The following is a 20,343-nucleotide window of genomic DNA, read 5'->3' as shown; positions in this document are numbered from 1 at the left end:
GGCGCGCGAGTCACGATGCATTCTAGCTACAGAGCAGACTTCGTGCCGTCAGCAGGCGAGCGACGCGCCGAAGTGGTCAGCGTGGTGGCGGGCAGCGTGTTTTGCGCAGCGCGGCATTGCGCGCCGAGCCAGCTTGCAGGGGCCTTGCGCGAGCCTTGCAGCATGCCGTACGCGGTGGGTGTGGCACTGCGGCATAACCCTGGATTGCCAAAATGTGGGACGCGCAGCACTATTTTCCCGTGAGCAATGCGCGCAATTAAACGTTCATTGAACCCACGCAATCTGTGGACTATGCTCGAATCGAGGCCCGTGCGGTTTCGGGCGCTCTGGGGGAGACGGGTCATGAAAAATACCAGACCGGCGGGACAAGGGCTTCATGGTCGTCACGTAGGGCATGAGGGCAGTCACGTTATGCTGCCGCTCGTCGTGCTGTCGATCATGGCGATCGCGCTGTATTACGCCGTCAAGCAGTTCGATATCCTCGAAATTGGCCGTAGCGCGCTATTCGATATCGTGATGGTGTTTGTCGCGCTAGGCATCGCGGGGTTGTTCGGCGTGGCGGGCGGCTGGCTGCGTTCGCGCACCACCGACGACGCGCCCGAGGGGTTCTGCTTCGTAGGCGCGCTGATCGGCGCAGTGGTGTTCTACATCGCGCTCATGACCTGACGAGTGAAGCGCGCCGCTACGCAACGTGCGGGCGTGCGACACTGACGCTTTGGCTTTTCGCTGCAGGCTTCATGCAAGCGTCCCCGATGTTCGACCTCTTCGACGACACTCCGCAGCCCGATGTCGACTGGCATCCCGCGTGGCTCGACGCCGCCGCGGCAGCCGATTACCTCGCGCGCATCGTGGCTGAAACCGAGTGGAAGCAGGAGCGTATCCGCACGCCGGGCGGCTGGGTCGACCAGCCGCGCCTGACGGCCTGGCAGGGCGATCCCGGCGCGATCTATATCTATTCGGGTATTCGCAATGTGCCGCAGCCGTGGACGCCGGCGGTGGCTGAATTGCGCGACGCGATCGCGTCGCTGTGCAAGGTGCGATTCAACAGCGTTTTGCTCAACCGCTATCGCGGCGGCACGGACAGCATGGGCTGGCACGCCGACCACGAACCCGAACTTGGCCCCGAACCGGTCATCGCCTCCCTGAGCCTGGGCGCAACGCGGCGCTTCGATCTGCGCCATACCGCGAGTGGCGTGACGCGCTCGTTTGCGCTTTCGGGCGGCAGCCTGCTGGTGATGCGCGGTCAGACGCAGGCGCAATGGCGGCATCGGGTGCCGAAAGAACCCACGATCAGCGGCGAGCGCGTCAATCTTACGTTTCGGGTAGTGATGCCGGAATTGCGTAAGAAGTAGGTGGTTTGACTGGCGATCGCGTCAAGTTGCAGGACGATGCGCGGCGCGATGCCGTGATGTCACATATCTGACTTTATGCGCATAAAAATCCAATTCGAAATTTAGCGCTTTGGCACGTCAATCGTCGCCCAGCCGTCGCTTGACTGTCGCCACCAAACGGTCGAGCGGCAAAGTCGACGTGCTCAGCGCCGTTAACTCTGGATAGTGCTCCCGCGCGATATCGGTCAGCACCTGACCCGGCGGCGTTTCCACCAGCACCGTTGCGCCCGATTCGACCATGACGGTGAGCGCATCGAACCAGCGCACCGTGTAACGCATATTGGTGGCCAGATCCGCGCGAATGGCGTCGCCGCTATAAAGCGGCCGCCCGCCTCGATTGTCGATGTATGCGCCTTCGGGCAAACGGAAGGGGATATCGCGCGACCACGCCACGAGCTGTTCGGCGGCATCGGCTAATAATTCGCAATGCGAAGGAACGGAAACCGCCAGGCGCTGTGCCTTGCGCGCACCGGCGGCGAGGGCACGCGCGGCGAAGGCGTCGAGCGCCGTGTCCGAGCCTGCCACGACGATCTGGCGTGGCGCGTTGACGTTGGCGACATAAACGTGTTCGCCGCCTTCCTGAGCGCACGTCGCCGCAAGCGTTTCGATCTGCGTTTCGCTCAAGCCCGACACCGCCGTCAAGCCATAGCCCGACGGCCACGCGGTTTCCATCAGTTCGGCGCGCTTGCTCACCATGCGCAGCGCGTCGTTAAAGGCGAGCGCGCCGCAGCACACGGCTGCGGGATACGCGCCCACCGACAGCCCCGCGCTGAACTGCGGCACCAACCCCGCATGTGCTAGCGCGCGCGCATGAGCCACACCCGCGACGACGAGGCCAATCTGCACGGCAACCGTCGATTGCAACGCCTGGACGCTATCGAGTGCGAGCACATCGCTGCCGAGCACCGCCGAGGCTTCATCGAGCGTCGCGCGCACGACCTCATGCTCGGGCAGTCGATGCAAAAAGCCGGGGCTTTGCGCGCCCTGGCCGGGAAAGAGGCAAGCGAGTGTCATGACGGCTGCCAGGGATCGCCGACAAGGCGCGCACCGTCGCTCGCGCGCACCAGCACGCGCGCCTTGCCCGCCGCGAGTTCAGCGAGCGCGACGCCGCCTGAAGGGGTTTCGATCTGCGCGTCGACGCGTGTGCCGGCGTGTTGAGCGGCCTGCGCGAGCGCTTCAAAAAGCGCCTGTATCGTCGCGCGATCGCAGCGCTCGGGCATGCGGATCAGCAAGTCCAGATCGCTGGACGCGCTGATCGTGGGCACGCGCGTGGCGAGTTCGAAACCCGCGCTGCCCGTGGGCCCCCACGCGAAGGTGTTCAGGATAGCGTGGCTTTCGCGCAAGGCCGCAAGTGCCACAAAGGCCGCGAACGAAGCGCGCTCAGCCAACGGCTCCAAGGCAAGCAGCGATTCAGGAGAGCTGGACGATTCGATATCCTGAACGTTGATCCATGTGCCGAAGCGCTGCGCGCGTGTTGCGCCGCGCACGCCCGCCGCAACGAATCCCGCCGCCGCTTCGGCGCGCCGGACCACCGCGAAGGGCGCGTGCGCGAACGCCTCGCGCACCCACGACGGCTCGTCGTCCACCGGCGCGAGCCGCGCCAGCCGCAGCAGATCGTGCGCGCGCCACCGCGATTCACGCACGCGCGGTGCGTCGACGGCAAACGGCGGGGCGGCGCACACGCGCATCAGGCCGCATCCCACTGCTGTGCAAGACGCTTGCGCACCTCGATCGACGCCGCGCGCGTACGCTGCGCCGCTTCGCCTTGCAGACGATGCGAGAGACCGCTTGCGTCGCCGCGCGCCTCGCGCACTTTCTGCGCGAGAACGTCGCGCACCTGGTCGATCTGCGCATCGCTGGGCGCATCCGCATCGACGCCGTGAATCAGCTCGTCGAGCAGACCGAGCTTCGCGAACGAGGCCATCGTGTACGACATCGGCACGATCTTTTCGCCCAGCGCATCGAGATCGTCAACGCTGCGACGCGTCACGCGCGCCGCCGCTTCCTTGCCCATCGCGTGCACCATCGTGCCCGGCGCGTCCAGCGCGACGATGCGATTGGCCTGATAGCCGTGCGCGAGAAACGCGCCCGACATCGCCGGGCCGACGATCAACGCGACCACGGGATGACCCGCAAGCCGCGCGCTCGCATACGCATCGACACCGGCCGCGCAGGCCAGATGAATGCCCAGCATTTCCTCGCGAAAGCCGTACGCCTGGCTCTTCACATCGACCACGGCGATGATCGGGCGGCGCTTGCCGCTGGCTTCGTCTTCGGCGATGGCGGTACGCACGGCTTCGGCCAGGCGCCAGCCCTGTTCGAGACCGACCACGTTGTCGCGCGCGCGAGGAAAGCGGTTGTCCGCATCGGGCACGACTGCGATGAAGCGCGCGGTCTCGCCGTCGAGCGTCGCATCGGCGTATTGCACGCAAGCGCCTTGCACCTGGTTGCCCGCAAGCGCGCGCAGCCACTTCGCACCCCGGCTAATCGTCGTATCGTTCATGCCTTTTCTCCGGGGAAATTCAGCGGCGACGCAGCGAACACCTCGCGCATCGTTTCGGGCGTGACGCTCGCCGGATCGATCTGCGCAAGCTTTGCGAGCGTCGCCTCGAAGCGCTCGCTGCGATGCGCGGCGGGCAGGCCTTGCGCGAACGCGGCCTGCACGGCGGCGCGCACGTCATCCACGGCGTCGTCGACGAGCGCATCGGCGAAACCGGTGCGCGCGCGTTGTTCGCCGCCGATCAGTTGCCAGACGCGGCGACGGTCGCTCGAATCGAGTTCCTCAATGCCCGCTTCCTGCTCGATCACCTCGGGGCCATTCATGCCCAGGCGTCCCTGCTTCGTCATCACGAGATACGAGCACAGCGCCGCCGCGAGGGACATGCCGCCGAAGCAGCCCACCATGCCCGCGATCACGCCAACCACGGGTACGTAACGGCGCAGGGCGACGATGGCCGATTGAATCTCCGAGATCACGGCGAGGCCGAGATTCGCTTCCTGCAGGCGTACGCCGCCGGTTTCGAACAGCACGACAGGGCGCACGATCTTGCCGCGCTCGCAGTCGGCGAGCGCGAGTTCGAGCGCCGCGGCGATCTTGCTGCCCGACACTTCGCCGATACTGCCGCCCTGGAATGCCGATTCAATTGCGCACACCACGGCGGGTTCGCCGTCGATGGTGCCGCGCGCGATGACCGCGCCGTCGTCGGCCTGGCAGACGATGCCCTGCAAGGGCAGCCATGGCGATTCGATGCGGTCGAACGGCCCGAGCAACTCGCGGAAGCTGCCTTTGTCGAGCAGGGCAGCGGCGCGCTCACGCGCGCTCAATTCGATAAAGCTTTCGCGCAGGAGCGCCGCGGTGGGAAGTGCGCTCATGACGGCTCTCCCTCTGTCGCTTCAACGGCCTCGGCAAGCCGCAAGGCCACCACGCCAGGCGTTGCGCCGAAGTCGTTGATCTCGATGAGCGCCGCGCCGTCGTAGCGCGTGAAAAAGCGGTCCAGCACGCTCTTCCAGATATGGCTGTAGCCGTCCACGCTCGTATGCACGACCACGCGCGCCTGCATGTCGGCGGCGGGTTGCAGCAGCACTTCGAGATCGCCCGAACCCACCACGCCCACGTGGGCACGCGTCGTCACGGCGCGCTGCGCCGGATAGTCGAATGTCAGTTGTTCCATGAAAGCGTCCTTCCGCCAATGCGGTGCTGAAGCAGTCTGTCGATGAAGAGCGTCGCGGCGAGCAGATCGGCCGCGCCGCCTGGCGATGCGTTGAGGGCGAGCAGCGTGCGTTCGAGCGCGTCGAAGGCTTCGCGGCCCGCGCGCGTGGCGATGCCGCCCGCGTCGCGCACGCCTTGCGCGCCGCTTTTTGCGGCCTCGTGGCCCGCAAGTCCTGCGCGATGCAGCACACAGGTATCGTCGAGGGAGGCCATGATGGCGAGCAACGTATCGACGCGCGCGGTGGCTTCGTCATGACCGTGCGCACGGGCCGCGTGCAATGCGGGCAGCCCGACGCGGATTACATGGGGGAAGCCGCTCTGCGCTTCGTGCCGCGCGCCGCCCACGTTGTAGCGCGCCCGCACGCGCTCGCCGTTGCTGGGCGCGGCGGCCGTCGCCAGCCGGTCGTCGAAGCGCGCGATCTGCGCGGCCGTTTCGGCGATCGCATGGGCGTGTGCCAACGCGCTTGAGTCATCGGCGGGCGTGTGCGTGATCGTTGCGCCGGCAACCAGCAAGCCAACGATCCAGATCGCGCCGCGATGCGCATTGCTGCCGCCCGTGGCGCGCATCATCGCCGCTTCGCCCGCCCGGCCGATGCGGGCGAGATCGGTGCGCAGCGCGCTACAGGGCGTCGCGCCGCGCGAGGCGCGTGCGAGCGCTTCAAACGTGGGTTCGAGCGCGTGCGCCGAGCGCAGCATGGTCGCGAGATCGAGATCGACATGCGCGCCGCTGCCGCGCGCATCCACCAGCGCGGGCTTGGGCGTGAGACGCGCCTCTTCGATTAGCGCGTCGCGCGCGAAGCGTGCCAGCAGCGCTTCGGGGCCAGTTGCCGCCTCGCGCGCGTAATGCGGCGCGTCGCGGTGGGCGGGCGTATCCAGCAAAAAAGTCTGCATGACGCTTACCAGCTACGGAAGCGCGCGGGCGGCGTATAGAGTCCGCCCGACCACGTGACCAGATCGTCGATGCTGCGCGCCGCGAGCTGCGAGCGCTTGGCGTCGCCGCGGCGGATGTCGAGATCCTCGGGGAATTGCACGATGCCGCGACGGCGCAATTCAGCGGTCTTATCCGCTTTCGCGCGCAGGCCGATGGGCGTCACGCCCGCCACGGCCGCAAGCGCCGCGCGACGTTCGTCGATGCCTTCCGCGCGGTGCAGGTGCGCGATGCCTTCCTCGGTCACCACGTGGCTCACGTCGTCACCGTAGATCATCACGGGCGCGACTGGCATGCCGCTCTTTTCGCCCACGGCGATGGCGTCGAGTTCATCGACGAAAGTCGGCTCGCCGCCTTTCTTCCACGTCTCCACCAGTTGCACGACGAGCTTCTGGCCGCGCGCGATCGGCGATTGCGGATCGGACTTGCGCAGCAGCTTCAGCCACGCTTCGCTCGCATGACGGCGTCCGCGCGGATCGTGACCCATGTTCGGCGCGCCGCCAAAACCGGCCAGACGCCCGCGCGTGACGGTGGACGAATTCGCATCGGCATCGATCTGCAGCGTCGAGCCGATGAAGAGATCGACGCCATACTGGCCCGCAAGCTGACACAGCACGCGATTCGAGCGCAGGCTGCCGTCATTGCCCGTGAAAAACACATCGGGGCGCGCGGCAATATAGTTTTCCATGCCCACTTCGCTGCCGAAGCAGTGCACGCTTTCGACCCAGCCCGATTCGATGGCGGGAATCAGCGTGGGATGCGGATTGAGCGTCCAGTTGCGACAGATCTTGCCGCGCAGCCCGAGCGATTCGCCATACGTGGGCAGCAGCAGTTCGATGGCGGCGGTGTCGAAACCAATGCCGTGATTGAGCGAGGTGATGTTGTACGGCGCGTAAATGCCCTTGATGGTCATCATCGCCGTGAGCACCTGCAAGTCGCCGATATGTCGTGGATCGCGCGTAAACAGCGGCTCCACTGCGAAAGGACGATCGGCCTGCACGACCACGTCGACCCACGAACCGGGAATATCCACACGCGGCAGTTCATCGACAATTTCGTTGACCTGAACGATGACGATGCCCTGACTGAACGCAGCGGCTTCGGCAATCGTGGGCGTGTCCTCGGTGTTCGGGCCGGTGTAGAGATTGCCGTGACGGTCGGCTTTTTCGGCGCACAGGAGCGCGACCTGCGGAATCAGATCGACGAACATGCGCGCGTACAACTCCACATAGGTGTGGATCGCGCCCACTTCGAGCTTGCCGTCCTCGAGCAGTTGCGCTACGCGCAGGCTCTGCGGACCCGCGAACGAAAAATCCACGCGATGTGCGATGCCGCGCTCGAACAGCGTCAGATGCTCGGGACGATTGATCGTCGAAATGAGCAGGTGGACGTTGTTGAGCTTCGCGGGATCGGCTTTGGCGAGCGAGCGCGAGAGGAAATCGGCCTGCTTCTGGTTGTCGCCTTCCAGCGCGACGCGGTCACCCGGGCGGATCAGCAGTTCGAGCGCTTCAGTCATGCGCGCGGCGGGCAATATGCCGTCTTCCAGCCAGTGGGCGACGGAGGCGAGGCGGCGGTTCTTCTCGTCGCGGCGCGTGGTCCACGAACGCGGCGCGGCGGTGGCCGCATTCGCCGTGGAGGGCGTTTCAGCTTGAGGCTTCATCGGGAGTTCGGCTCCGGGAACGGGGTGTTGCGGGAGAGGCGGGATCACCAGCGGGGGAAGCTGACGAAGCGGCGGCGCGCGTGGACTGGCCCGCACGCCGCTTTTTGTGCGCGGGTTGCGCCGCCTCGCGCTCGGTCAGGAAACGGTAGATCAGTTCGCCCGTCCCAAGCAAATGCTCGGCCACGAGCGCCTGGGCGGTGGGTATATCGCGGCGCTGGACGGCGGCGAGGATTTCGACGTGTTCGGCATCCGACTCGCCCTTATAGGCGGGAAAGCCGAATTTGAGGCGCAGATAGCGCTCGCCACGCCGATGCAGCGTGCTCAGCATCTCCATCAGTTGCGGACGTCCGGCAGGCGCGTAGAGGCTCATATGGAAGGCCTCGTTGCGCTCCACGTACAGCGACGGATCGGTTTCGTGCAAGCCGGACGCGGCCAGCGCGCTGACTTCGCGCAATGTTTCGTCAGTGTGATTGGGAATGGCGAGACCCAGCGCGAGACTTTCCAGCGCCGAGCGGATTTCATAGATCTCGCGTGCTTCGTCGCGCGAGAGCGGCGCGACGCTCGCGCCTTTATTCAGTTCGATGCGCGCCCAGCCTTCGCTGGCCAGTTGGCGCAGCGCTTCGCGCACAGGAATTGCACTGACCGAAAAATGCCGCGCAATGGCGTCCTGGCGCAGCGGTGCGCCGGGCGCGAGCGTGCCCTCGACGATGGCGGTGCGCAGCGCGTCCGCGATCACGTGCGAGGTGCTGATCGGCGGCGCAAGCGGCGCCGCCACGCCCAGCAATGCCGTTCGCGAGGTCGACGCCTGGGCGCCATCCAGGGGAAAACCATTCGTTGCGTTACTCATGACATCGAATATTATATATAAAACGGTGACATTGGAAGTCTCGCAAACCCGCAACCCAGCATAGACGGGATAGACAACAGGACGCTCGCAAGTGCCTTACAGCGAGCTTCCGCAGCGTGCAGATCATGCAGCTCGTGGATCGGCGCGCATTCCACGCTGCGCGGCGTCCGTCGGACGCGAGGCGAGCGATCAAGCAACCACGTTGCACGGGATCGGCCAAAGTGCCCAGGCACAGCGCCGCCCCACGGAGGAGACAAGCATCATGAATTCGATTACCGGGTCGGCGCGACGAGCGCAGAAGACGCCGCTGAACCGTTCACAGATCGCCGGTTTCTGGGGCGCATGGGCTGGCTGGACGCTCGACGGGATGGACTCGTTCATCTACGCGCTCGTGCTCACGCCCGCACTCACCGAGTTGCTGCCCAAGTCGGGTTACGCGGCCACTGCGTCGAACGTCGGGCTGGCGGGGTCGATCCTGTTCGCGCTGTTCCTGGTGGGCTGGGGGCTGTCGTTCATCTGGGGGCCGATGGCCGACCGCTTCGGCCGCACACGCGTGCTGGCGGGCACCATCTTCATGTTCGCGATTTTCACGGGGCTATCAGCGACCGCGCAAAGCGTGTGGGCGCTGGGCTTTTATCGCTTTCTGGCGGGCGTGGGGATTGGCGGCGAATGGGCGCTGGCGGGCACCTACGTGGCGGAATCGTGGCCCGAGGACCGTCGCAAGATGGGCGCGGGCTATCTGCAGACGGGCTACTACGCGGGCTTCTTTATCGCGGCAGCGCTCAACTACACGGTGGGCGTGCACTTCGGCTGGCGCGCGATGTTCCTGACGGGCGCAGTTCCCGTCGTGGTGGCGATTCTGGTGCTCACGCGCGTTGAAGAACCGACGACGTGGAAGAAGTCGGAAGCGAGCCATGTACATCGCGGCAGCCCGCTTCGCGAGATCTTCGGCAGTGCTTATCGCAAGCGTACGGTCGTGGCTTGCGCGCTGCTGACGATTGCGATTATCGGCTTGTGGGCGGGCGCGGTGTACGAGCCGTCGGCGGTGATTCAACTGGCGACGCGCGCGGGGGCGAATAAAGCCGAAGCAATCCGCACGGCGTCGATTGCCACCGGCATTCTCTCGATCGGCACGATCTTCGGTTGCCTCGCGCTGCCGCCGATGGCCGAGCGCATCGGCCGGCGCTGGACGCTTGCGGTCTATTTCGCGGGTATGGCGGTGACGATTGCCGCGAGCTTTGGCTGGGCCTATTACCTGCAGAACGGGCTGGTGCCGTTTATCGCGCTGCTGTTCGTGCTGGGCTTCTTCGGCGGGAATTTCGCGCTGTTCAGTCTGTGGCTGCCGGAGCAGTTCGAAACGCGCGTGCGGGCCACGGCGTTTGCGTTCTGCACGTCGTTTGGGCGCTTCGTGGGCGCGGGCGTGAACTTCCTGCTGGGCGCTGCCGTGTTGCATATGCACACGCTGGGTGTGCCGGTCGCGCTCACGGCGATTGCGTTTGTGATCGGCCTGCTGATCATTCCGTTCGCGCCGGAAACGCGCGGCGAAAAGCTGCCGGCTTGATCGTCGAGGTCATGCCGCTTTGAAAGGCGCGTGCGTTGCACGCGCCTTTTTTATCGCCGCTTGAGTGCAAGGCCAGGCGGCAGCAAACGCCAGCCCAGATTCACGCCCAGACTCGCGGCGACGATCAGCACCATGCCCGCGCATTGCGGCACGCTCAGCGCGCGGCCATAAACGATGGCATCGACGGCAATCGCTGTAAGCGGATAAACGAACAGCAGGACGGCGATTACGGGCGTCGTGAGTTTCGGCAACGCGCCGTAGATCAGCACATACGAGAGCCCCGTATGCAGCACGCCCATGCCGATCAACCAGCCCCATTGCACCGGCGCAATATGCGCAAGTTCCAGCGGCGCGACGAAAGGCGCGATCAGCGGCAGACATATCGCGCCCACCGCGCATTGCGTGAGCGTGAGCAGATGCGGACGAAAATCGTGCAGGCTCTTGGCGATCAGCGTGACGCTCGCATACAGCACCGATCCGCCCAGCGCTTCGGCGAGGCCGATCAGATAGCGCGCATGATCGGTCACATGGCTTTCCGATAGCACGCCCGAGGCCAGCACGAGACCCACGAACGCAATGGCGATCCAGACCAGCCGGTCCGCGCCCAGTCGCTCATGAAAGAGCGCCGCGCCGATCAGCACGACCCAGAACGGCTGTACATGAAACACGACTGTCGCCACTGCAATGCTGGTGCGATGGATCGAATCGAAAAAGCCGACCCATTGCGTGACCATCAGCAGGCCCGAAATAAAGGCCAGCGCGAACGTGCGGCGCGTGAACTGCTGCGCGAGCTGCCGTGGCGCGAGCCAGCCGCGCCACGCGCAATACGCTGCAAGCGCGAGCATGCCGAACAGGCAGCGGAAAAACACCAGCGTGAGCGCGCCCAGATGCGCCTCTTCGACGAACACGCCGATGGTGCCCATCAGCAGGCCGCCGCCCGCGAGCATGGCGACGCCGTGTCGACGGCTGTACTGGAGATCGGGCTGCATGGCGATAAGCGGAAAGCAGGTTGAAAACAGCCCCAGTATTCGTCAGTTGCGGGGTATCGGCAAACGAATTAAATTGAAGAATTCCATCAATGCAGCTGATGAATGCAGCTGATGAATCATGAATCCTGAGTTCGATCTCGATCTGTTGCGCACCTTCGCCGCGGTGGCGGATGCGGGCAGTTTCACCCGGGCCGCTGTGACCGTGCATCGCTCGCAGGCGGCGGTGAGCATGCAGATCAAGCGGCTGGAGCAGATGCTGGGCACCACGTTGTTTGCGCGCGATACGCGCAATCTGGCGCTCACGCGGCCCGGCAATACGCTGCTCGAATATGCGCGGCGCGCGCTCGATCTGCAGGAGGAGGCGTGGTCGGCGCTGGTGCGGCCCGAGGTGACGGGGCGTGTGGTGCTGGGAGCGCCGGACGACTACATGGCCGCACTGCTCTCGCCAGTGCTGCGACGCTTTTCGACGCTTTATCCGCATGTGGAGATCGAGATCGTCTGCGCGCAGAGCGTGGCGCTCGGGCCGATGCTGGCGGACAACAAGATCGATGTGGCCTTCGTCACGCGCGACCGCAAGATACGCGGCGAATTCGTGCGCAGCGAGGACATGGTGTGGGTCGGCTCGCCCGACGATCCCGCGCCGCTGGCGATGTCGCCGCTACCGGTGGGGCTGTACGAGCACGGTAGCGTGGCGCGCGCGCATACGGTGGCGGCGCTCGATGCGGCGCGCATCCGCTATCGCGCCGCGTATAGCAGCGCGAGCCTGATGGGTCTGATGGCGACGGTGGAGGCGGGAATCGCGGTGGTGGCGCTCACGCGTTGCAGCGTGCCGCCTCGCTTCGAGATGCTGGGCGAGGCGCACGGTCTTCCGAAGATCGAACCGCTCGATATCGTGGTTGCGCGCAGCGTGAAATCGAACCGGCCCACCTGCGATTACTTCGTAGAACAGATGATGCAGGATCTCTCGATCAAGCGTCAGCGCGGATAAACGTTGACTTCGCCGCCCACTGCGATGTGCACGCGCTCGCCCGCGCGCGGCGTGCGATAACCGGGCACACGGGCGCGGATCGTCATAGGCGTCGTCGATGTCGGCATATTCGCGAGTTCGAGCGTGAGCGCGGCGTCCTGGCCCTGGAAGGTGACATCGCGCACGAGGGCTTCGAGTCCTTGCGCGCCGTGAGTCAGAACATCGATCTGCTCGGGGCGCAGCATCACGTCGACGTCGCCATCCGCGGGCCGTGCGCCTTCTGCGAGCGGCAATTCGCCGAGCGCGCAATGCGCGCGACCCGCCGTCACGCGGCCAGGCAGCAACACCGCTTCGCCGACAAACGCGGCCAGTTCGCGCGTCACAGGGCGACGATAAAGCGTCTGCGGCGCGGCCGTCTGCACCAGGCGTCCGCGCCACAGCACCGCCACTTCATGGCCGAGCGAGAGCGCTTCCGCTTGATCGTGCGTGACCAGCACAGCGGTCGCGCCCGCTGCCGCCAACGCACGTGCAACGGCTTCGCGCGTCTCCAGACGCAGCGCGGCGTCGAGCGATGAAAACGGCTCGTCCAGCATCACCAGACCCGGCGAGGGCGCCAGCGCGCGCGCCAATGCCACGCGCTGCTGCTGGCCGCCCGACAGTTGTTGCGGCGCGCGGCTCGCATACGACTGCGGCAGCCCCACGAGTTCGAGCAATTCGGCCACGCGATGACCCGCGCGACGCTGCGCGCGCGGCAGACCGAACACGATGTTTTCCGCCACCGTGAGATGCGGAAACAGCGCGCCTTCCTGCGGCACATAACCAATCTGGCGTTGCTCGGCAGGCAGATGCAGCCCATCGCCCGCCACGCGCCGTCCGCCGATTTCGATCGTGCCCGCATCGGCGCGCTCGAAACCGCATAGCAGGCGCAGCAGCGTGGTCTTGCCGCTGCCCGACGGGCCGAGCAGGGCGACCAGCGCGCCCGACTTCACCGTGAGATGGACGTCGTGCAGCACGGGATGGCCGTCGAAGGACTTGGAGACGCCGGAAATGCGAAGTGTGCTCATAGAAACTTGATAACGTCGATCAGACTGCGTCGCCCGGCGGCGCGTCAGCCGGTTGCGCGGGCAAGGGCGCGGACGCGTGCGCCGCAAGCGCCGACTTGCCCGCAAACGCGAACAGCAGGCCGGAGGCCGCGAGCGAGAGCGCCGTGAGCAGCGCCGCATAGGGCGCGGCCGCAGCAAAGGCGAGCGTCGAGGTATCGGACCAGACCTGGGTGGCGAGCGTGTGCGTGCCGATAGGCGAGAGCAGCAGCGTGGCGTTGAGTTCGGTGACGACGGAGATGAAGACCATTGACGCCGCTGCGCCCAGCCCCGGTCCCGCGAGCGGCAGCACGACGCGCCGCAGCGTGGCGAACCAGCCCAGCCCAAGCGCGCGAGATGTTTCTTCCAGGCGCTGCTGCGCCTGCAACAGCGCCGCGCGCACGCTCACCAGCGCGAGCGGCAGGAACAGGATCGCGTAGGCCGCGATCAGTAGCGTGGTGCCCTGATAAAGCGGCTCCAGCGCGCGCACCGCGAGCGACACGATGGCCAGCGCAATCACGAGACCCGGCACGCCCTGGGCGATAAAGGTAGTGCGTTCGAGGAACGTGGCCGCGCGGCCTGGAAAACGCGCGAGCAGATACGCGAGCGGCAGCGCCAGCAGCGTCGTGACCACCGCGGCAATCAGGCCCAGACGCAGCGAGGCGAAGGTGGTCGAGACCAGCAATTCGGCCGAGACATCGGCGGGCGTGATGGCGGCTGCGCCCGGCTGCGTGAGCCAGTAGCCGATCATGCCGAGCGGCACGCCCAGTGTGCCGATATTGAGCGCGACGAAACCCAGTGCAACCGGCCAGCGCCAGCGGCCGAGCGCATGACGCACGCTCGCGCGGCGCGTGCCGCGATCGACGCGTTCATAGCGCGCGCTGCCGCGCACACGGAATTCGAAAACAAGACACACGAGACACAGCAGAATCAGCACGCAGGCGAGCAGCGACGCGCCACCGCCATCGAAACTCGTGCGGTATTCGGCGTAAATCTCGGTGGTAAAGGTGCGAAAGCGCAGCAGCGTGAAAGCGCCGAATTCGGACAGCACGCCCAGCGCCACCAGCAGCATCGAGCCGAGCAGGGCAGGGCGCAGTTGCGGCAGCACTACGCGCACGAAGGTGGTCCAGCGATTGCAGCCCAGCGCACGCGCGGTTTCTTCCAGCGCGGGATCGAGCCCACGCAGCGCGGCGGCCACGGGCAGATAGACGAGCGGGAAATACGCGGTCGTGATGACGATCAGCGCGCCCAGAAAGTCCTGCAAATCGAGGCTCAGCGAGACCCACGCGTAACTCGTGACGAACGCGGGCATCGCCAGCGGCGCGGCGGCGAGCAGCGCCCAGGCGCGTCGGCCGGGCACATCGGTGCGTTCGACGAACCACGCGCAGGCTGTGCCGAGCACAGCGGAAGCCAGCGTCGCACTCAACGTGATTTCGAGCGTATTGACGAGCAGTTCGCCCACCAACGGCCGGAAGATCAGGTCGGCGGCATCGGCGAAACCGGAATCCTGCCCATACGAAAGCGCGCGCCAGAACGTCAGCGCGAGCGGCAACAGGACCAGTAACGGGCCGAGCGCCGCGGCCAGCAACAAGGCACGCGGCGCCCGCCGGCGCACGGGCTTGCCCGTTACGCCGTCCTGGCCTTCCAAAGTGTCCGGCAGGGGAGGTGCCGGTGAAACAGCTTCACTCACAATTTATTCAGACATCCTTGTGAATCTAGAATGCGATCAGAGCAGACCGGCTTGACGCAGCAGACGTGCGGCCTGGCTGTCGTCGCCGAGTTGCTGGATCGTCAGCGCGGGCGGCTTCAGTTGATCGAACGGCTTGTTGATCGGATCGCCTGCCACGCCCGGACGCAGCGGATACTCGAAGCTGATGTGGCCTTGCGCCATGAGTTTCTGCGCGCGCTCGCTCACGAGGTAGGCGAGGAACTTCTGCGCGCCATCCTGGTTGTGTGCGTTCTTCAGGATTGCCGCGCCCGAAACGTTCACGAGTGCGCCCACGTCGCCATCGGCGAAGTGCGCCACGGCGCTGCGCGTCTGCTTGTCGCCGATTTCGGCGTGCAGGCGGTCCCAGTAGTAGTTGTTGATGATGCCCGTGGCCACCGCGCCGCGGTTCACGGCGGCGACCACGCCTTCGTCGTCGTCGAACACCTGCGAATTGGTTTTCAGGCCCTTGAGCCAGGCGAGCGTGGCGGCTTCGCCCTTGGAGGCCAGCACGGCGTCGACCAGCGGCAGGAAGTCGGCGTCGCTCGGCGCGATGCCCACTTTGCCCTTCCACTCCGGCTTCGCCAGATCGAAGATCGATTGCGGCAGTTGCGCGGCCTGCACCTTGGTGGTGTTGTAGGCGAGCACGTTTTCACGCGCGGTCACGCCGACCCACTGGCCAGCCGGCGAGTTGTAGCGATCGGCCACCACGCCCAGCGTGCTTTTCTGCACCGGCGCAAGCAGGCCCTTTTCTTCGAGCAGCATCAGTTCCGGCGAGTTTTCGGTGAAGTACACGTCGGCGGGCGTCTTCTCGCCTTCGGCCACGAGCTGAGCGGCCAGTGCCGGGCCTTCGCCGCTGCGGATCTTCACGTCGATGCCGGTCTGTTGTTCGAAGTCCTTCGCAAGCTGGTTCACGACCTGCTCGTGCTGGGCGTTATAGAGCGTGATCGATGCGGCGTGCGCGCCCAGCGGCGCGAGGCCGGCGACAGCCAGCGCGAGAGCGGCGGCGCGCAGACGCGCGCCAAGGAATGTTGTTTTCATGATCGGTCGTTATCCGTTCTTGTCGATTGCGTGTGTCAAAAGCTTCAATATCTTCGAAATGGGCCTGTTTTTCAGGCCTCGAACAGTTCTGCGCCAATGTACGAACCCGGCTTCGCACCCGGCGGGCACGCGAAAACCGCGCTGCCTACGTGGGTGGTGAACTGGTTCATCATGTCGAACTTCGCGAGCTTCTCGTTGATCGGAATGAAGCCCGTGCGCGGGTCGGCCTGGTGGGCGATAAAGATGAGGCCCGCGTCATATTCGGTTTCCTGACGCCATGGCGGCCAGCGCTCGATATAGAAGTTCGTGCTGTCGTTGTACGAATACGAGCGGCGCAGGATCTGCGCGCCATTATTCGATGCGCGATTCGACAGACGCACGTGCGAGTTGTCGGGAATCTGCGGATTGCCGTCCTTGTCCTCGGCGTTGAGATCGACCGTGTCGAACTCTTTTTCCTTGCCGATGGGCGCGCCGCTGTATTTGTGGCGGCCGAACACCTGCTCCTGGAAGCCCAGTTCCATCTGGTCCCAGTGTTCGAGCGTGATGCGGATGCGGCGCACGACCGTGTACGTGCCGCCCTGCATCCACGGCGTATCGGCGGAGGTGGCCCAGACGAATTCCTTCATCGCGGCGGCGTCGCTGGTCGGCGGATTGTTGGTGCCGTCCTTGAAGCCCATCAGGTTGCGCGGCGTCTGACCGCGCGGACCGGACAGAAAGCCCGCCTGGCCCCAGCGCATGCGCAGCATGCCGTAGCCCTGACGCGAGAGCTGGCGCACCGCGTGGAAGGCCACTTGCGCGTCGTTCGCACAGGCCTGCACGTAGAGATCGCCGCCGGTTTTCTCGGGGATCAACTGGTCGCCGTTAAAGCGCGGCAGATCGACGAGCGCAGCAGGGCGCTTGTGCGCGATGCCGTAACGGTCTTTGCCTTCGGACATGAAGAGGCCCGGGCCGAAGCCGAACGTCACCGTCAGGCCCGCGGGCCCGAGGCCCAGCACGTCGCCCGAATCGGGCGCGGGTTGTCCGTCGCTCACGCCTTCGAGCGCGACCGCGCTCTGGCCTTGCGTCATGCGCGCGGCCGAGTCGGTCCACTGACGCAGCAGCTTGATGACGTCGTCGCGCGAGGTGGTCGTCAGGTCGAACGCGGCCACATAGGTATGGGCCTGCTGCGGCGTGACGATGCCGCCTTGATGCGGCGCATAAAACGGTTCGACGGCAGCGAACGGGTCCGCTGCCGCCATGCGGTGCTTCGCTTCGGCGGCTTGCGCCGCCTGCGATTGCGTGAGCGTCGCGCCGAGCGTAGCGCTCGCCGCGACGGCCGCGCCGCCCGCCTTCAGGAAACCGCGCCGCGCGGGTTGCCGCGGCCGGTCTTGGGAATCATCGGAGGACATGATTGATTTCGCCAGCTTTATTTCGCCAACACCAGGGTATTGACGTCGTCTTGCACGTAGTAAAAACCGTCGCCAGCCGGAGTCAGTGCGATGCCGAACAGGTCGCCGTTGCCCGGGGGCGACTGCGCCTTGTCGGTATCGATCCAGCGTGCGTACAGTTGCTTCGCCGCGACCGGGTCGATTTCCACGACCTGGCCGTTCAGCGCGTTCGTCACCAGCAGGTGGCCCTGAGGCGTGAGAATCATCGCCAGCGGTCGATGCAGCAGGCCGTCGGCGGTGAGTTGGCGGCCCACGCCCGCGCTCGTGTCGCGCGTGAGCGGGTCTTCGATCACGTTGATGCGGTTGCCGATCGCATCGGACACGTACAGCAGCTTGTTATCGGCAGAGAGCGCGAGGCCAGTCGGGCCGACGAGGAACACGCCCTTGTCCGCCTGCGCGCCGAAGCCGCTCGCCACCACCGTTTCGCTCTTCACGACCGGCGCCTGGCCGCTCGGGATGTCCAGATCCATGCGCAGCACCGTGGCCTGCTTGAAGACGGGTGGTTCGCCGTCCGCGCTGCCCACGCCGAAGCCGGCGTTGCTCACGAACAGCGTAGCGTGGTCGCCGTTATCGACCACCGCCATGTTGCCCCACGGATCGTTGATGTTCGGACTGCTGATGACCTTCGCAATCTTGCCGCCGCTGTCGAGCACGATCATGCAGCCCGCGCCCTTGGTGCCGGTCGTGCCGTCATTGCTGGGCGTGCTGCCGACGATCACCCAGCCCGACTTCAGCATCGTCATCGCCGTGGACAGGCCCACGCCGCCGGGGCATTCCTTGAGGTCGCGCGGGATCGTCGCGAACAGCGTCATCTGCTTCGTATCAGGGTGATAGTCGACGATGGTGCTGCCGGTGCCTTGCAGGTTGGCGGCGTTGTTGAAGTTGTCGACCAGCACGTCGCCCTGCTTGATGCTGCCCGCGCTCACCGGCGCGACGAAGATCGCGTACGGGTTCTGGTCGCCGTTATCGGGCACCGTGTTGATGAGCGTGGTGTGATGGTGGACGGTTTCGAGCAGACCTTGCGGATCGGCATGAGCCGCGAGCGGCGCGCCGAGCATGGCGGCAGCGGAGAGCGCGAGCGCCGCGCGGGTGGCGTGAGCCGAGCACAGCAGCAGCTTGCGCATGGCGTGATTCATTGTATTTCTCCGTGCCTCACGCGGGCACGCAACCGCATTGATGGCATCGATGCGAGCGGCGTGAGGGCGTGAGGACTTTGTATTAGACATAAACGGTTGCAGCGATCGGAACGCGATATCAGAACGTGATGTTGGTGCGCACGCCCAACACGAAGGTGTTGCGCAGCGGCGCGGTCGCATCGCTCGGATTCTGGCCGGCGCCGGCATTAAACGTGTATTGCGCATCGGCCTGCAGTTGCCACCACGGATTGACCTGGTACTGATACGTCGCTTCCAGTGTGGTTTCCTGCGTACGCACGCCATACGGCGACGCGTTGAAGTTGCGATAGTCCAGATCGAGGTCCTGAACTGCGTTGCTGACCTTGATATAGGTGACCGCAAGACCGACGCTGTCGTTGTCGCGACCCTTGAACGGCGCCTTCATGACGATACCCGCATTGGCCGAGAAACTCACCAGATTGCGATCGCCCGGCGCGCCCATCACGCGTGCGAACACGCCGATGCTGCGCGGCTCGTCCGGATCGGGACGCCAGATCATCTGGTCGGCCACAGCGTAGATGCTGTAGTCGCCATGATGCTGCGCTGCGATACCTGTCGTAGCCGGATTGTTCAGCGACAGACCCGTGTTGTCGTAGTGCTGGTCGGCGAACGAATTGCTGTTGTACCAGAAGCCCAGTTTGTACGTGCCCGGCAAACCGTGATTGTCGGCACTCACGAGTTCGCCATCCGACGGCTGGTTGATGGCGTACTGCAGTTCGCCGATCACGAGCGTGCCGTTGTGCAGATTGAAGTTCGTACCGCTAAGGTTGTTCGGATTGTTGCCGAGCGGATCGCCATCGAACACGCCGATCAAGCCGGTCAGCGAAGGCGTAATCTGGCCGCGCACACGCACGCCGAGATCCGCAAGCGGATACGCCGGACCGCCCGAGGGCATGTCGTACGAAGGCAGCGCGGGCCAGCCGAACATCGTGTTGACGAACAGCGCCGCGTACTGGCTGGTGATGAATTCCTGGTCGATACTCTGCTGACCGACCTTGACGTCGAGCTTCTTGTCGAGGAAGGACTGCTGGTACCACATCTCCCACAGACGCGTGGTGTCCTGCGCTTCAATGCCGCTCGCCGTATTCAGCGTGCCGAGATTGCGCGCGCTCAGATTCGAGCCGTGAATCTGCAATGCGCTGATATTGAACAGGCCGCCCGGAATGCCGAGTGCCTTGCTCGTATCGAGCTGAACCGTCGCCGTGGTGAGACCGTCATACGTGCCCCCGCGGTTCAGACCGCCGCGCAGGTTCGCGAGATATTCGCTCGTCTCGGTCAACTGGAACGTGACGCCATACTTGCCGAGCCACGGACGCAGGCCGCCCATATCGCCGAGCAGATTCTGGCGCGACCAGATACCGGTCATGAAATTCGACGGTTGCGCCTTGATCGAAAGATCGGCCTCGGGGGCTTCGGGCGCGGCATCGGGGTTGCTCGTCTGGGCTTGCGCAGCGCCGCATGCGAAGGTCGCACAGGCGGCCCACAGCGCGAGACCGCGCAGGGCAGGCGCACGCCGTCCGAACGAACGGGATGACCGGTTGAGTTTCATCGTATTCCTTACTTATTTAATTCTTTATAGCGGGATTGAATCTCCATACCCGCTTCATCAGCAGGCGTGAATCGTTTGTCTCCGAGACGGCGCAATCGTACTCATCGCAAATATAGGCGTCAACACAAATGAGAATGATTCTCACATTAATTACGTGCCGTAAGCGCGTTGTTTACACAGTGCTTTCATCGGCGATCCTGATCATTACAGTCGGACAGTTTTGACGCTGTACGGTATGACGAATTAACGCGAAAATTGCCGTTTCGGACGACATTTTCTGATGTCGTTATTTCATTTATTTGCATGCAGGTAATC

The 20,343-nt window shown here is 65.1% G+C and carries 20 protein-coding genes; 4 read left to right on the top strand and 16 right to left on the bottom strand.

Going from position 1 to position 20,343, the window contains the following annotated elements:
• Nucleotides 1-26 precede the first annotated feature (26 nt).
• A complete protein-coding gene (locus F3J17_RS32985) occupies nt 27-164 on the bottom strand; it encodes a hypothetical protein (protein WP_167069553.1) in 138 nt (45 codons plus the stop codon).
• 178 nt (nt 165-342) lie between these two features.
• Between F3J17_RS32985 and F3J17_RS32980 the strand changes: the two genes are divergently transcribed.
• Together F3J17_RS32980 and F3J17_RS32975 are read left to right on the top strand one after the other, a co-directional pair.
• Complete coding sequence (locus F3J17_RS32980; RefSeq protein ID WP_167069551.1) at nt 343-666, top strand: hypothetical protein; 324 nt, start codon at nt 343-345, stop codon at nt 664-666.
• A gap of 86 nt (nt 667-752) precedes the next feature.
• Nucleotides 753-1,352: an alpha-ketoglutarate-dependent dioxygenase AlkB gene (locus F3J17_RS32975; protein ID WP_167069591.1), complete on the top strand. Its 600-nt coding sequence runs from the start codon at nt 753-755 to the stop codon at nt 1,350-1,352.
• A gap of 117 nt (nt 1,353-1,469) precedes the next feature.
• Here the strand turns inward: F3J17_RS32975 and mdcH are convergent, their stop codons facing one another.
• From mdcH to F3J17_RS32935, 8 genes are read right to left on the bottom strand one after another with little or no spacing between them, the layout of a single operon-like run.
• Nucleotides 1,470-2,405, bottom strand: coding sequence for a malonate decarboxylase subunit epsilon (gene mdcH / locus F3J17_RS32970; RefSeq protein ID WP_167069549.1), 936 nt, complete (start codon nt 2,403-2,405; stop codon nt 1,470-1,472).
• Nucleotides 2,402-3,079, bottom strand: coding sequence for a malonate decarboxylase holo-ACP synthase (locus F3J17_RS32965; protein ID WP_167069547.1), 678 nt, complete (start codon nt 3,077-3,079; stop codon nt 2,402-2,404). The genes mdcH and F3J17_RS32965 overlap by 4 nt, the downstream gene beginning before the upstream one ends.
• Entirely contained in the window at nt 3,079-3,894 is an 816-nt protein-coding gene (gene mdcE, locus F3J17_RS32960) for a biotin-independent malonate decarboxylase subunit gamma (protein ID WP_167069545.1), read from the bottom strand. Before mdcE ends, F3J17_RS32965 begins: the two co-directional genes overlap by 1 nt.
• A complete protein-coding gene (locus F3J17_RS32955) occupies nt 3,891-4,763 on the bottom strand; it encodes a biotin-independent malonate decarboxylase subunit beta (RefSeq protein WP_167069543.1) in 873 nt (290 codons plus the stop codon). The genes mdcE and F3J17_RS32955 overlap by 4 nt, the downstream gene beginning before the upstream one ends.
• The gene (locus F3J17_RS32950) at nt 4,760-5,062 is read right to left on the bottom strand and encodes a malonate decarboxylase subunit delta (RefSeq protein ID WP_167069541.1); all 303 of its coding nucleotides are present in this window, start codon (nt 5,060-5,062) and stop codon (nt 4,760-4,762) included. Before F3J17_RS32950 ends, F3J17_RS32955 begins: the two co-directional genes overlap by 4 nt.
• The gene (locus F3J17_RS32945; protein WP_167069539.1) at nt 5,050-5,991 is read right to left on the bottom strand and encodes a triphosphoribosyl-dephospho-CoA synthase; all 942 of its coding nucleotides are present in this window, start codon (nt 5,989-5,991) and stop codon (nt 5,050-5,052) included. Before F3J17_RS32945 ends, F3J17_RS32950 begins: the two co-directional genes overlap by 13 nt.
• Before the next feature lie 5 nt (nt 5,992-5,996).
• Complete coding sequence (gene mdcA, locus F3J17_RS32940) at nt 5,997-7,688, bottom strand: malonate decarboxylase subunit alpha (protein WP_167069537.1); 1,692 nt, start codon at nt 7,686-7,688, stop codon at nt 5,997-5,999.
• Nucleotides 7,672-8,535 carry a GntR family transcriptional regulator gene (locus F3J17_RS32935; protein ID WP_167069535.1) on the bottom strand — a complete coding sequence of 288 codons (864 nt, stop codon included), beginning with the start codon at nt 8,533-8,535 and terminating at the stop codon, nt 7,672-7,674. Before F3J17_RS32935 ends, mdcA begins: the two co-directional genes overlap by 17 nt.
• Before the next feature lie 262 nt (nt 8,536-8,797).
• On the opposite strand from F3J17_RS32935, the gene F3J17_RS32930 reads away from it, so the two are divergent.
• The gene (locus F3J17_RS32930) at nt 8,798-10,096 is read left to right on the top strand and encodes an MFS transporter (protein ID WP_167069533.1); all 1,299 of its coding nucleotides are present in this window, start codon (nt 8,798-8,800) and stop codon (nt 10,094-10,096) included.
• Nucleotides 10,097-10,146: 50 nt separating this feature from the next.
• On the opposite strand, the gene F3J17_RS32925 is transcribed toward F3J17_RS32930, so the two are convergent.
• The gene (locus F3J17_RS32925; RefSeq protein ID WP_167069531.1) at nt 10,147-11,085 is read right to left on the bottom strand and encodes a DMT family transporter; all 939 of its coding nucleotides are present in this window, start codon (nt 11,083-11,085) and stop codon (nt 10,147-10,149) included.
• A 118-nt stretch (nt 11,086-11,203) separates the two neighbouring features.
• On the opposite strand from F3J17_RS32925, the gene F3J17_RS32920 reads away from it, so the two are divergent.
• Entirely contained in the window at nt 11,204-12,073 is an 870-nt protein-coding gene (locus F3J17_RS32920) for a LysR family transcriptional regulator (RefSeq protein WP_167069529.1), read from the top strand.
• Here the strand turns inward: F3J17_RS32920 and F3J17_RS32915 are convergent.
• The 6 genes from F3J17_RS32915 to F3J17_RS32890 form a co-directional block, all read right to left on the bottom strand.
• Entirely contained in the window at nt 12,061-13,116 is a 1,056-nt protein-coding gene (locus F3J17_RS32915; RefSeq protein WP_167069527.1) for an ABC transporter ATP-binding protein, read from the bottom strand. The genes F3J17_RS32920 and F3J17_RS32915 overlap by 13 nt on opposite strands.
• 19 nt (nt 13,117-13,135) lie before the next feature.
• A complete protein-coding gene (locus F3J17_RS32910; RefSeq protein ID WP_240161243.1) occupies nt 13,136-14,779 on the bottom strand; it encodes an iron ABC transporter permease in 1,644 nt (547 codons plus the stop codon).
• Between the two features lie 78 nt (nt 14,780-14,857).
• Nucleotides 14,858-15,877, bottom strand: a complete 1,020-nt coding sequence (locus F3J17_RS32905) for an iron ABC transporter substrate-binding protein (RefSeq protein ID WP_167069525.1) — start codon at nt 15,875-15,877, stop codon at nt 14,858-14,860.
• Between the two features lie 71 nt (nt 15,878-15,948).
• The gene (efeB, locus tag F3J17_RS32900; RefSeq protein ID WP_167069523.1) at nt 15,949-17,265 is read right to left on the bottom strand and encodes an iron uptake transporter deferrochelatase/peroxidase subunit; all 1,317 of its coding nucleotides are present in this window, start codon (nt 17,263-17,265) and stop codon (nt 15,949-15,951) included.
• Nucleotides 17,266-17,282: 17 nt separating this feature from the next.
• On the bottom strand, nt 17,283-18,362 hold the full coding sequence (locus F3J17_RS32895) for a hypothetical protein (protein ID WP_240161244.1): 1,080 nt from the start codon (nt 18,360-18,362) through the stop codon (nt 17,283-17,285).
• A 196-nt stretch (nt 18,363-18,558) separates the two neighbouring features.
• The gene (locus tag F3J17_RS32890) at nt 18,559-20,028 is read right to left on the bottom strand and encodes a carbohydrate porin (protein ID WP_167069521.1); all 1,470 of its coding nucleotides are present in this window, start codon (nt 20,026-20,028) and stop codon (nt 18,559-18,561) included.
• Nucleotides 20,029-20,343: the final 315 nt, after the last annotated feature.

Origin of the sequence: Burkholderia sp. Ax-1719 (genome assembly GCF_011753055.1) — a bacterium.
Lineage (GTDB): Bacteria > Pseudomonadota > Gammaproteobacteria > Burkholderiales > Burkholderiaceae > Paraburkholderia.
Note: the sequence above shows the minus strand (reverse complement) of the source record. Positions and strands in the feature narration are given on the sequence as shown.